This window comes from Janthinobacterium sp. C22 (genome assembly GCF_057919405.1).
Genome location: NZ_CP193659.1, coordinates 5,164,965 through 5,177,750, shown reverse-complemented (window position 1 = coordinate 5,177,750; position 12,786 = coordinate 5,164,965). Strand labels below are relative to the sequence as shown.

10 protein-coding genes and 2 pseudogenes are annotated in these 12,786 nt (G+C 66.7%); 9 read left to right on the top strand and 3 right to left on the bottom strand.

Annotated elements, in window-relative coordinates:
• Positions 1-25 precede the first annotated feature (25 nt).
• The 4 genes from ACRHIG_RS24225 (at position 26) to ACRHIG_RS24210 (ending at position 4,437) form a co-directional block, all read left to right on the top strand.
• Positions 26-391 (top strand): winged helix-turn-helix transcriptional regulator, encoded by a 366-nt coding sequence (locus ACRHIG_RS24225; RefSeq protein ID WP_475413590.1) that lies wholly within the window; start codon positions 26-28, stop codon positions 389-391.
• Positions 392-453: 62 nt separating this feature from the next.
• Positions 454-1,050, top strand: coding sequence for a hypothetical protein (locus tag ACRHIG_RS24220; protein ID WP_489628168.1), 597 nt, complete (start codon positions 454-456; stop codon positions 1,048-1,050).
• Positions 1,051-1,397: 347 nt separating this feature from the next.
• Positions 1,398-2,648 carry a cyclic di-GMP phosphodiesterase gene (locus ACRHIG_RS24215; protein ID WP_489628167.1) on the top strand — a complete coding sequence of 417 codons (1,251 nt, stop codon included), beginning with the start codon at positions 1,398-1,400 and terminating at the stop codon, positions 2,646-2,648.
• A 145-nt stretch (positions 2,649-2,793) separates the two neighbouring features.
• Positions 2,794-4,437, top strand: coding sequence for a methyl-accepting chemotaxis protein (locus ACRHIG_RS24210; protein ID WP_475413587.1), 1,644 nt, complete (start codon positions 2,794-2,796; stop codon positions 4,435-4,437).
• Here the strand turns inward: ACRHIG_RS24210 and ACRHIG_RS24205 are convergent.
• The 3 genes and pseudogenes from ACRHIG_RS24205 to ACRHIG_RS24195 all read right to left on the bottom strand — a co-directional run bounded on the left by ACRHIG_RS24205 (position 4,409) and on the right by ACRHIG_RS24195 (position 7,392).
• Positions 4,409-5,257, bottom strand: a complete 849-nt coding sequence (locus ACRHIG_RS24205) for a DUF2071 domain-containing protein (protein ID WP_489628166.1) — start codon at positions 5,255-5,257, stop codon at positions 4,409-4,411. The two genes, ACRHIG_RS24210 and ACRHIG_RS24205, sit on opposite strands and share 29 nt — an antisense overlap.
• Before the next feature lie 172 nt (positions 5,258-5,429).
• Positions 5,430-6,211: pseudogene (locus ACRHIG_RS24200) on the bottom strand (3-hydroxybutyrate dehydrogenase).
• Between the two features lie 92 nt (positions 6,212-6,303).
• A complete protein-coding gene (locus ACRHIG_RS24195; RefSeq protein WP_489628165.1) occupies positions 6,304-7,392 on the bottom strand; it encodes an AraC family transcriptional regulator in 1,089 nt (362 codons plus the stop codon).
• 140 nt (positions 7,393-7,532) lie between these two features.
• Between ACRHIG_RS24195 and ACRHIG_RS24190 the strand changes: the two are divergent.
• The 5 genes and pseudogenes from ACRHIG_RS24190 to ACRHIG_RS24170 all read left to right on the top strand — a co-directional run bounded on the left by ACRHIG_RS24190 (position 7,533) and on the right by ACRHIG_RS24170 (position 12,650).
• A pseudogene (locus ACRHIG_RS24190) lies at positions 7,533-9,142 on the top strand (FAD-binding oxidoreductase).
• The gene (locus ACRHIG_RS24185; protein WP_489628164.1) at positions 9,139-10,707 is read left to right on the top strand and encodes a glycerol-3-phosphate dehydrogenase/oxidase; all 1,569 of its coding nucleotides are present in this window, start codon (positions 9,139-9,141) and stop codon (positions 10,705-10,707) included. Before ACRHIG_RS24190 ends, ACRHIG_RS24185 begins: the two are co-directional and overlap by 4 nt.
• The gene (locus ACRHIG_RS24180; RefSeq protein WP_489628163.1) at positions 10,704-11,069 is read left to right on the top strand and encodes a hypothetical protein; all 366 of its coding nucleotides are present in this window, start codon (positions 10,704-10,706) and stop codon (positions 11,067-11,069) included. The genes ACRHIG_RS24185 and ACRHIG_RS24180 overlap by 4 nt, the downstream gene beginning before the upstream one ends.
• A 4-nt stretch (positions 11,070-11,073) precedes the next feature.
• Entirely contained in the window at positions 11,074-11,583 is a 510-nt protein-coding gene (locus ACRHIG_RS24175) for an FGGY family carbohydrate kinase (protein ID WP_489628162.1), read from the top strand.
• A 44-nt stretch (positions 11,584-11,627) separates the two neighbouring features.
• Positions 11,628-12,650, top strand: coding sequence for an FGGY-family carbohydrate kinase (locus ACRHIG_RS24170; RefSeq protein ID WP_489628161.1), 1,023 nt, complete (start codon positions 11,628-11,630; stop codon positions 12,648-12,650).
• Positions 12,651-12,786 lie beyond the last annotated feature (136 nt).

Genomic DNA, 12,786 nt, shown 5'->3' with positions numbered 1-12,786 from the left:
TTTTTTATACCAGGTAGGGATCGCCATGAAGGACAATGTTTCCGGCTGCGCCGTGGAAGAAGCCATGCGCTTGCTGGGCGGGCGCTGGAGAGCGGTGCTGCTCAGCTATCTGATGGCGGGGCCGAAGCGCTTCAGCGAAATCCGCCGCGCCGTGCCGAATATCTCGCAGCGCATGCTGACCCTGGACTTGCGCGCGCTGGAAGCGGCGGGCTTGCTGACGCGCACGATCTATGCGGAAGTGCCCGTCAAGGTGGAATACCAACTGACGGACGAGGGCCAGCGCCTGCGCGAGCTGGTCGAGATGCTGCGCGCCATCGGCTTGCGCCTGCGCGGACAGGCGGACGGGGGCGGCGCCTTTCTCGCGCCCGATGCCGTGGATAGTTCTCTATAGAAACAGCTGTTTTTTATGCAAAGTGCTAGACTGCCGGCCTTTGACCACTACTTTTGACATCCATGCGCCTGACTACTCTCGCCCTGACCGCCGCCGCCCTGTTCGCCGCTTTGCCGGCCCAGGCCGCTACCATGCCCACGCTCGAACACATCCAGGCCGCCGTGCAGGCGGGCGTGGCCAAAACGCAAGCCAGGATGCAATCGTCGATACCGGTTCCCATTCCCGTCAAGGCCACCAGCCTGCAGGGTTGCCAGGATTCGCAGGAAGTGCCGGGCGAGGTGGTGTGTCTGGTCGGCATGAGCGCCGGCATGCGCGACGGTTTTATGGTCTTGCCGCTACGTAACGATAACGGCACCTGGGTCGGCGTCGAGCGCAAGGACGCCAAGTTCGCGGGACCGTCGCCGGCCGAGGCGCAAGCGATGATACGCGCCTGGGCCAAGGAAGAAGTGGCGCGCAATCCGGAGGCGGCCAAGGACGTGCAGATGCAGGAAGCGCAAAGCACCATGCAGGTCAAGGCCGTCAACGAGTGCGACGTCAAGCGCAAGACGGGTTACCTCGTGTGCGACACGGAATTGAGCGTGCCGAGCCGTCCGGAAGGCATCAAGACGGAACTGACCTTCATGCTGGAAAACGCCGGCTGGCGCTACGTGCCGCGCTAAGCTGCACTCCTCCTCCCATAGCGCCAGCCCCAGTTCGGGGCGCACGGCGCTGGTGTCTTTCCCTCCTGCACGTCAAGCCCGTGCGGCGGCCCATGCGGCCGCCGGCAGGCATATCGCATCCCTCATCCGTACAAGACATTCAGTCAAGTAAATCCAATATGTATTAATTGATATATTTGTTGATTTAATATTTTTCAACAACGAAAATGATAGAATTAGTGATTATCTTTATGATTGTTGTGATTTTTCCATATAAAACAATTTATTTGGTTTAATCGTTATTTTTTGGCGTATGATATTGATAATGCGCAAGTAAATGCTGCGATCTGAATGTCTGGAGAACCGCCGTGCTGAAAAAAATAACGAGTAGCGAACTCATGCTGGGAATGTATGTCGAACGTCTGGGCCGTTCCTGGCTCGATACCCCTTTCTGGACGCGTTCGTTCTTGCTGGAGTCGCCGGCTGACCTGGAGCGTATCCGCTCGGCACGCTTGTGCGAAGTGTGGATCGATACGGCGCGCGGGCAGGCGCCGCAAGGGGCGCCGCCCGTCGCGCCGCCTGCCGCGGCAGGCGCTCCCGCAGCCGCGCCGGCCGCCGTGCGCGCAAACAAATCCGGCGCCGTCGCCGAGGCGGACCCGCCCCGCTCGCGCGAGGAGGAGCTGGCGCGTGCCCGGCGCCTGATCGAACGCTCGCGCCAGGCCGTGCAGACGATGTTCGACGAGGTGCGCATGGGCAAGGCCTTGTCTGCGGAGCAAGCTTACGAACTGGTCGACGATATCGCCGCCTCGGTGCAGCGCGGCGGCGATGTACTGCTGGGCCTGGCGCGCCTGAAAACCGCCGACAATTACACATATATGCATTCGGTGGCCGTGTGCGCGCTGATGACGGCGCTGGCCAGGGAACTGGGCCTGGCGCCCGAACAGGTGCGCTCGGCCGGCCTGGCGGGCTTGCTGCACGATATCGGCAAGATGGCCGTGCCGTCCGCCATCCTCAACAAGCCGGGCAGCCTGAGCGAAGCGGAATTTTCCTCCGTGCGCGCCCATCCGGCCGCCGGCCACCGCATGTTGCAGGAAGTGGGCGAGATCGATCCGGTGGCGCTCGACGTGTGCCTGCACCACCATGAAAAACTCGATGGCAGCGGCTACCCCAAGGGGCTGCGCGGCGAGGAAATCAGCCTGTTTGCCCGCATGGGCGCCATCTGCGACGTGTACGACGCGATCACCTCGAACCGTCCGTACAAGCAGGGCTGGTGCCCGGCCGATTCGCTGCGCCGCATGGCAGGCTGGCGCGGCGGGCACCTGGACGCGCAACTGTTTGCCGCCTTCGTCAAATGCCTGGGCATCTATCCGCTGGGCACGCTCGTGCGGCTGCAGTCGGAGCGCCTGGCCGTGGTGGTGGGACTGGCGCCGGGCAAGCCGCTGACCCAGCCCACCGTGCGCGTGTTTTTCTCCATCCGCGCCGGCACCTGCATCGCGCCGACCGTCATGGACCTGGCCGCGCCGGGTTGCCAGGAGCGCATCGTTTCCACGGAAAGCGCAGCCCAGTGGCGCTTGCAGGACATCGACCGTTACTGGGCCGGCGAACCTGCCCTGGCATGACGGCTGGCACGGCCGTAATAAAGTGCAGTTTGTTAATAATAAAATATTAAAATAATGGTGCCAGTGCCAGGCCCGCTTTGCTGGCTGGCGACCGTTCCTTGTCCGCTTCCCCGTCACCGTACGGGCTACCACTGAGGATGTGACCATGCGACTCAATCTTCCCGTCAGCGATACCGAAGTCAACCTGAGCGATACCGAGACCATCGTCTCGACTACCGACTTGCAAGGCAATATCACGTATGCCAATCCGTATTTCATCGCCGTCAGCGGGTACAGCGCGGAAGAATTGATCGGCGCGCCGCAAAACATCCTCCGGCATCCGGACATGCCGGTCGAAGCGTTCGCCGATTTTTGGGCCACCATCCGCTCGGGGCGCTCGTGGAGCGGCATGGTGAAAAACCGCTGCAAGAACGGCGATTATTACTGGGTGCTGGCGAACGTGACGCCCGTGGTCGAGGACGGCGTGGCCGTCGGCTACATGTCCGTGCGCACCAAGCCCACGCGCCAGCAGGTGGCACAGGCGTCGGCCTTGTACGCGCGCATCAAGGCGGGACAGGCCGGCGGCATCGCCCTCAGCCAGGGCGCCGCCGTGCACACGGGCTGGCTGGCCAGGCTGGCGCGCCTGCGCGACCTGCCGCTGGGCAAGCGCATCGGCTGGAACCTGGGTTCGTTGTCCCTGTTGTTGCTGCTGCAACTGGCGTGGGATGCGGGCGTGCTGCCGGAGGCGGCCCACGGCTGGCTGACGGGCCTGTCCGTGCTGGCCCTCTGCTTGACCCTGTATTTCTGGCATGCCTTGCACAAGGTAGTGCTGCAGCCGCTGCAGCGGGCGCGCCAGGCGTGTGACGTGATGGCGGGCGGCGACCTGACGGGCGAGCTCGACACCACGCGGCGCGACGAGATGGGGCAGCTGTTGCGCTCCTTGCGCCAGTTGCGCGTGAACCTGCATTCCATCGTCGGCGACGTGCGCGGCAACTTCCTGCGCATCAGCATGGCCAGCCAGGAAATCGCCGCCGGCAATATGGACTTGTCGGGCCGCACGGAAGCACAGGCGTCGGCCCTGCAGCAGACGGCGTCGAGCATGGAGCAGCTGGCGGCCACGGTGCAGCAGAATAGCGGCAATGCCGTGCAGGCCAGCGACATGGCGGGCAAGGTGCACGGCCTGGCAGGGCGCGGCGGCGAGATCGTCGGCCAGATGGTGACGATGATGGCGGACATTGACGCCTCGTCGAAGAAGATCGGCGACATTACCGGCATTATCGAAGGCATCGCCTTCCAGACGAATATCCTGGCCCTGAACGCGGCCGTGGAAGCGGCGCGCGCGGGCGACCAGGGGCGCGGTTTTGCCGTCGTGGCGGGCGAAGTGCGCAGCCTGGCCCACCGCAGCGCGGCGGCCGCCACGGAAATCAAGCAATTGATCACGGCATCGCTGGAGCAGGTGCAGGCGGGCGCGAAGCTGGCGCGGCAGGCGGGCGCAAGCAGCGCCGAAATGCTGGGCGCCGTGCAGGGCGTGCACGGCATCATGGAAGAGATCGCCTCGGCCTCGCGCGAGCAAAGCCACGGCATCGGCCAGGTCAACATGGCCGTCACGCAAATGGATGAAGTGACGCAGCAGAACGCGGCGCTGGTGGAGGAGTCGGCGGCCGCCTCGGCATCGCTGCAAGACCAGACCTTGCAGCTGGAACAGGCGATGGCTCTGTTCAAGCTGGAACGGCGGCGCGGCGGCCAGGCTACGCCCCTGCGCGCACCCGAGCGCCGCCGTGCTACAGCAGGCGCTCTGACAGCGCCTTGAAGGCCACTTGCGGTACGAGAAAGGCGAACGGCTTCGATAGGGGCGGCAACTGCCCCAGCAAGCCGCAGTCGGCGCGCCAGGCCGTCAGCGCTTGCACTTGATCCACATCAACGGGCAAGTCGATTTCGCCGAAGACCAGCTTGCCGTTGCGCGGCACGTGCGCGATGGCCGCATCCTGGCAGGCGAGGAAGGCGACGGCGTCGCGCCAGTTGCCGAACAGTTGCTGCCAGTCGGCATCGAGGCCATGCGCCGCCGTGATGGCCGCCTGCACGTCCAGCGCCGGGGCGCTGCCGGTGCCGCCGGCAATGCTGCAGTGCGCCTGCGTGGCCGTGACGTCCAGCGTCATGCCGGCGGCCAGGTGGGTCGGCAGGATATCGCTGAACAGCCGCGTGCCCAGCGTATGCGGCAGGCTGGCCATGATGTTTTTCAGAAAGTACACGCAGGGCACGGCGGGTGCGCCCGGCGGCGTGTGGTCCAGATATAAACGCCAGTTGCTTTGCAGTGGCGATGGCAGCAGCTTGCGTAACGGACCGAACAGGGCGGGGCCGAAATGCCCGTGGCGGTAGGTCAGCACGGTGAATGGCGTCTTGCCGTCGCGCTGCCACAGGGCCACGCCCGGCGGCAATAATGTCTGCGCCGCAGCGGCGTCGACCAGCCAGCTCACGTAGACGACGTCGCGCACGTCGCTGTGCAGTTTCAGGAAGGGCAGGCGCGACATGACGGCCTGGCGCATGTTGGCGAAACGCGTGGAATTGGCGAGCGCGGCAAGCCGCCGCCCGAACCGGCCCGCGCGCGGGTGGCGGTAAGTGTTGTCTTGCAATTAGGAACTTTCTGGAAAGGCGCAGGAAGATTCATACGCTGACGCTGCAACGCCCGTCCACATCATCGCGAGCGGCAGCGATGTGTGGCCGAGACGCGCAGCTGTGCTGGAGCACAGCGAGCATCGCAGGCCGCACAGGGCGCCGCGCAGCCGATGTGGGCGGGCGTTACTATTATTGCATGTGCCAGCCGTGACTGACCACGATGGACTGGCCGCTCAGTGCCGTCGACGGGAAGGCCGCCAGGAACACGGCCGTTTGCGCCACGTCTTGCGTGGTGGTGAATTCGCCGTCGATGGTGTCTTTCAGCATGACTTTCTTGATCACGTCTTCTTCGCTGATGTTCAGCTGGGCCGCCTGCTCGGGGATCTGCTTGTCGACCAGCGGCGTGCGCACGAAGCCGGGGCAGATGACGTTGGCGCGGATGCCGTCCTTCGCGCCTTCCTTGGCCACCACCTTGGCCAGGCCCAGCAAGCCGTGCTTGGCCGCCACGTAGGCGCTCTTGAACGGCGAGCCTTCGTGCGAGTGCACGGAACCCATGTAGATGATGGCGCCGCCGCGGCCGCCTTGATCATTTCGCGCATGCAGGCGCGCGTGGTGAGGAAGGCGCCGTCCATGTGAATGGCCAGCATCTTTTTCCACTGCTCGAACGGGTAGTCGACGACGGGGCTGATGATCTGGATGCCCGCGTTGCTGATCAGGATATCGATGCCGCCGAAGTGGGCCACGGCGTCCGCCACGCCCTGGTCGACCTGCGCTTCGCTGGAGACATCCATGGCGACGGCAAACGCCTGACCACCCGACTGCTTGATTTCCTCGGCCGTCTTGCTGGCCGCTTCCAGGGCCAGGTCGGCGATGACGACCTTGGCGCCCTGTTTCGCGTATTCGACGGCCATTTCCTTGCCGATGCCGCTGGCGGCGCCGGTAATCAGTGCGACTTTGTCTTTGAGTTGCATATTAATCCTTTGCATTGCGGGTTGGAGTGATCGTGGAAAACCTGACTATGCCAGTATAGCCAGAAAACGGGCCACGCATGCCCCGCGCACACCTAAACGGCTTGCTGCCGGTCAAGCCGATCAAGCTGTCTGTCCAGCATCTCCTGCAGGCGCCAGGCGCCGGGATTGGTGCCCGACCAGGTGCGGAACGCGTGGTTGAACGCGCTTTGTTCCTGGTAGCCGAGCAGGAAGGCGATGTCGACCAGCGACAGGTCCGGCTCGCGCAGATAGTCGCGCGCCAGGCCGTAGCGGGCCTGGTCCAGCAGGGCCTGGAAGCTGGTGCCCGCGTCGGCCAGCTTGCGCTGCAGGGTGCGCGGCGTGACGGCCAGGGCGGCGGCAACGGTGGCCAGCCGCGCCGAACCGTGGCGCAAGCCTCCCACGATGGCCGCGTGCACCTGCGCGTCGATGGTGCCGCCAGTGCCTGTTTCAGCCTCGCGCTGCGCCAGCAATTGTTCCGCATGCCGGCACAGCACGGGATACAGGCTGACGTCGGCGTTCGGCACGGGCCAGTCCAGCAATTGCGTGTCGAAGGTGGCCGTGTTGGCGGGGGCGTTGAAGGCGGGCAGGCTGCCCAGCACGCGCACGTATTCGTCGCGGTGGGCCGCGTGGCGCAGCAAGTCGCCGCCGCCATCGTGGGTGAATGCCAGGCGGGCCGGCGGCAGCGGCATGCCGGCCAGCCAGTCGCCGCACACTTTGACACCGGCAAAGACGCTGTCGACCAGGTGCCGGCTGGCGCCCGGGTAGTTGCTGGCCCAGCGGTAATGCGCGATGGCGCCGTCGCGCTCCAGGGTCGAGCGGCCCAGGTCGTGCGCCAGCCGTTCGTAGCGGGCCGTCTGTTCCAGCGCCTGGCCCACGTTGCCGCAACTGAGCAAGATCAAGCCATAGGCGCTGTACGTGCCCATGCGCACGCGCTGGCCCACGTGCAGGCCGAAATGCGCATCGCCCGCCAGCTGCGCGCCCGCATCGAGCAGGCGCACGTAGTCGCGCGCGGCCAGGCCCAGGCCAGGCGCGGCCGCTTCCAGTCCGTGCGGCGCCACGCCGGCCGCCTGCGCCAGGGTGGCGCTATCGATACCGTGCGCGCTTGCCGCTTCCAGCAGCGGCAGCAGATAGGCGCCGGCGACCCGGCCGTCAGTGCTTGTCATGATGGAACAATGCGATTGTCATGAAAAACCAATACCCTTCGTCTGTGGCGGCATATGCTATTGATCTAGCAAGAAAATCAGGCAAACACAGTATAGCAAGCCGTCGTGGCGCGCAACTGGCCGCAACACAGGGGATGTTCATGCAACGCTGGAATGGCTGGGGAGACGACAGCATCACGTATGCGCTGGGCGAGGATGCGCTGGCTTTTTTGCGCGGGCGCCTGGGGCCGGGCAGTCCCATCGCGGACGCCAGCTTCGACGACGCCTGCGCGCAGGTGCCCGCGTCGCGCCTGGCGCCGCATCCGCTGATCGACACCCAGCCTGCCACGCGCGTGCGTCATGCGCTCGGTCAAAGCCTGCCCGACTGGTTTAAATTACGCCACGGCCGCATCGGCGCGGTGCCCGACGGCGTGGCCTTTCCCGACAGCGCGCTGCAGGTGCGCCAGCTGCTCGCGTATGCGCGCCAGGCGTGCGTGGCCGTGATACCCCACGGCGGCGGCACCAGCGTGGCCGGGCATTTGACGGTGGCGGCGGGACCCCGTCCCGTGCTGTCGCTCAGCCTGACCCGCCTGTGCGCGCTGGGCCACCTGGACCGCGAAGCGCAGCTGGCCACGTTCGGCGCGGGCGTGTATGGCCCCGACCTGGAAGCGCAGCTGCGCGCGCAGGGCTACACCCTGGGCCACTATCCGCAGTCGTTCGAATATTCGACCTTGGGCGGCTGGATCGCCACGCGCTCGTCGGGCCAGCAATCGTTGCGCTACGGCCGCATCGAGCAGCTGTTCGCGGGCGGCGAGATGGAAACGCCGTCCGGCACCCTGACGATTCCCACGTTTCCCGCCTCGGCGGCCGGCATCGACCTGCGCGAAATGGTGCTCGGCTCCGAAGGGCGGCTGGGCATCCTGACGCAGGCCACCGTGCGCGTCTCGCCGCTGCCGCCGTATGAGGCGTTCCACGCCGTGTTTTTGCGGACTGGGGCCAGGCGCAGGCGGCCGTGCGGGCGCTGGCCCAGTCGCGCCTGCCCCTGTGCATGCTGCGCCTGTCGAACGCGGTCGAAACGCAAACCATGCTGACCCTGGCCGGGCATAAAAAACTCGTGGGACTGCTGGAACGCTACCTGTCGCTGCGCGGCTGCGGCGAAGGCAAGTGCATGCTGATGCTGGGCGTCAGCGGCGACGAGAAACCGGCGCGCGCGGCCCTGCGCGGGGCGCTGGCGCTGGCGCGGCGGCACGGGGGCGTGCACGTGGGGCGCCACATGGGCGACAAGTGGAAGCAGGGGCGCTTTCGCAACGTCTACCTGCGCAACGGCGCGTGGGAACACGGCTACGTCATCGACACGGTGGAAACGGCCGTCGACTGGCCCCGCGTGGCGGCGATGATGGCGGCGCTGGAGCAGGCGGGCGTCAGCGCGCTGGCCGCGCACGGCGAGCAGGTGCACGCCTACACGCATTTGTCGCACGTGTATGCGCAGGGCGCGAGCGTCTACACCACGTATGTGTACCGGCTGGCGCCCACCTTTGAAGCCAACATGGCGCGCTGGCGCACCTTGAAGGACGCGGCCGGCGCCGCCATCGTCGCCAACGGCGGCACCATCAGCCACCAGCATGGCGTGGGCACGGACCACGCGCCGTGGCTGGCGGCGGAAAAGGGAGAGCTGGGCATCGCCGCCATGCGCGCGCTGCTGCGCCAGTTCGACCCGCAGGGCATGATGAACCCCGGCAAACTGCTGCCCGACGCCGGCGGTGCGTCATGAACAGGGAGGCGCTGCCGGGCGTCCTGGCGCGCGAGTGGGATGTGCTGATCGTCGGCGGCGGCATCACGGGCGCCGGCATCCTGCTGGAAGCGGCGCGGCGCGGCCTGGCGGCGCTGCTGGTGGAACAGCGCGATTTCGCCTGGGGCACGTCGAGCCGGTCATCAAAGCTGGTGCACGGCGGCTTGCGCTACCTGAAGCAGGGACAGTTCGCCATGACGCGCGAATCGGTGCATGAGCGGCAAGCCTTGCTGGCGGATGCGGCCGGGCTGGTCGAGCCGCAGGGCTTCGCCTTCGGCGACTACGCGGGCAGGAAGCCGGGGCGGCGCCAGTTCATGCTGGGCCTGGCCATCTACGATGCGATGGCGGGCAAGCGCGCGCGCCGCTATGTCGATGCGCCTGATTTTGCCATGCTGGCGCCGCACGTCCGGCGCGACGGGCTGCGGGGCGGCATGCTGTACCAGGACGCCAAGACGGACGATGCGCGCCTGGTGCTGCGCGTGCTGCAGGAGGCGCGGCGCCATGGCGGCGTGGCCGTCAACTACCTGGGCGTGGCATCGCTGCTGCGCGACGATGGCAAGGTCGCCGGCGCCACCTTGATCGATGCGCTCGATGGCACGGCATTCACCGCGCGCGCGCGACTGGTGATCAGCGCCACGGGCGCCTGGGCCGACGGCTTGCGGGGCCAGGTGGGAGCGCCGCCGAAATTGCGGCCCCTGCGCGGCAGCCATCTGTTGCTGCCGGCCTGGCGTTTGCCGCTGGCGCAAGCCGTCAGCCTGATGCACCCGCACGATGGCCGCCCCGTGTTTGCGTATCCGTGGGAGGGCGTGACCCTGGTCGGCACCACCGATGTCGACCACGCCGGCGGGCTGGAAAGCGAGCCGGCCATCACACGCGGCGAACTCGATTACCTGCTGGCGGCGCTGCGCTGGCAATTCCCGCAGCTGGCGCTGGGCGAAGACGATGTGCTGGCCACGTTTGCCGGCGTGCGCCCCGTCATCGGCAGCGGCCAGCTTGACCCGTCGAAGGAAGCGCGCGAACATGCGCTATGGCTGGAAAACGGCTTGCTGACGGTGGCGGGCGGCAAGCTGACGACGTTCCGCGTGATTGCCCTCGATGCCTTGCGCCGCGCCGCGCCGCTGCTGCCGGGCTGGCAGGCGGATTTGCGTCCCTTGCCGATTTTCGATGCGACGCCGCCCTTGTCAGGCAAGGCCCTGGCGCTCGACGGCGAGCAGCGTGTACGTCTGCTGGGCCGTCATGGCGCTGCCGCGCAGGCGCTGTGCGATGCGGCGCTGGACGGCGAATTCGAGCCGGTGCCCGGCACGCAGACCCTGTGGGCGCAGCTGCGCTGGGGCGCGCGCAGCGAGGACGTGCAGCACCTGGACGACTTGCTGCTGCGGCGCACGCGTCTCGGTTTGCAGCTGGCCGGCGGCGCGCTTGCTATCATGCCGCGCCTGCGCGCCATCTGCCAGCATGAACTGGGCTGGGACGATGCGCGCTGGGAGCAAGAGCAGCAGCGCTACCTGGCCTTGTGGCGCCGCCATTACAGCGTGCCGCAAGGCGAATGAAAAACCATAAAAATAAACAAGAGGAGAGCATCATCGACACCACCCTGTTTGGCCAGCCCCTGGCGCTGGGCGACGCCCGCATCACCTACGACAGCCTGTCGCCGCTGGACCTTCGCCAGCCCGTCGATACCCTCGTCGACGAGCTGGGCGAAGACCTGCTGCAAATCACGTGCGCGAATGGCGACATCGTCGACGTGGGCTGGTATCCGGCCTGGAGCGAGCAGGGACGCTTGCGCGTGGTGGCCGTGCGGGGGCAGGAATGGGAAGCGCCCGTCTTCAGCGCGCAGCCGGAAAAAGATCCGCAAGCGCTGCTGCAGGCGCTGCGCGCCGCGCTGGCCGCGCTGGCCGCATTGGCGGGCTGAGGCCATGGCGACCGAGTGCGGCGCCGGACCGTACATCCTTGCCATCGATAATGGCACGCAAAGCGTGCGCGCGCTGCTGTTCGACCGGGAAGGGACGCTGGCGGCCAAGGCGCAGGTTTTCCTCGAAGCGTATTACTCCGACCACCCCGGCTGGGCCGAGCACGACGCCGACGGTTACTGGCAAGCCGTGTGCGAAGCGTGCCAGCAGCTGTGGCGCGGCACGGACATTGCCAAATCCTCGGTGGCCGGCGTGGCCGTGACCACGCAGCGGGGCACGGTGGTCAACGTGGATGCATACGGCGCGCCGTTGCGGCCCGCCATCACCTGGCTGGACCAGCGCAGCACGCGCGATATTCCCCGCCTGGCGCCGTGGTGGCGCGCCCTGTTCCGCGCCACGCGCCTCGATGGCACGATCCGGTATTTCCGCCGCGAGGCCGAGATCAACTGGATCAGCGCGCACCAGCCCGACATCTGGCGCCGCACGCACAAATTCCTGCTGCTGTCGGGTTTTTGAACCACCGCCTCTGCGGAAAATACATCGATTCAACGGGCTCGCAAGTGGCCTACATCCCGTTCGACTACAAGCGCCATGCCTGGGCAGGGCGCTTCGACTGGAAGTGGCAGGCGCTGGCCATTCGCCGCTCGATGCTGCCGGAACTGGTGACGCCGGGCACGCGCATGGGCGCCATCACGGCATCGGCCGCCGCGGCGACGGGCATCCCGGAGGGCACGCCCCTGCTGGCGGCGGCGGCCGACAAGGCCTGCGAGGTGCTGGGCGCCGGTTGCGTCGAGCCGCACGTGGCGTGCCTGAGCTACGGCACCACGGCCACCATCAACACGACCAGCCGCAAGTACGTGGAAGTGACGCGCTTTATTCCGCCGTACCCGGCCGCCATGCCGGGCGCCTACAGCACGGAAGTGCAGATTTTCCGCGGCTACTGGATGGTCAACTGGTTCAAGGAGCAGTTCGGCGACCGCGAACGGGCGGCGGCGGCCGAAGACGGCATGGGCTTGTCCGCCGAAGCGTTGTTCGACCGCCTGGTCGACGCCGTGCCGCCCGGCTCCATGGGCCTGATGCTGCAGCCGTACTGGAGTCCAGGCATCAAGGTGCCTGGGCCGGAAGCGAAGGGCGCCATGATCGGCTTTGGCGACGTGCACACGCGCGCGCACATCTACCGCGCCATCCTCGAGGGCCTCGCGTATGCGCTGCGCGAAGGCAAGGAGCGCATCGAGCGGCGCAGCGGCATTGCCATCACGGAGCTGCGCATCGCCGGCGGCGGTTCGCAAAGCGACGCGGCCATGCAGCTGACGGCCGACATCTTCGGCTTGCCGGCCGCGCGCGCCCACGTGTATGAAAGCTCGGGCCTGGGCGCGGCCATCGCCGCCGCCGTGGGCCTGGGCTGGCATGCGGACTTTCCCGCCGCCGTGCACGCGATGACGCGCAAGGGCAAGGTCTTCCAGCCCCATCCCGAGCACCGCAAGATATACGAACAGCTGTACCGGCGCGTGTATCGCAAGATGTATGCGCGGCTGCAACCGCTGTACCGCGAGATCGCGGACATCACCGGTTATCCGGAATAGCTACTCATTAAATGCTATTGCGAATCATTCTCATTCATTATATGATGTGTTCCGCATTTCACTAAGGCAACTTGTCCCCGGTGACTGCAGTGCGCCGCCGGCCTTGCGCCGGCGGCGTGTCCGCGCGGGCAGGGTT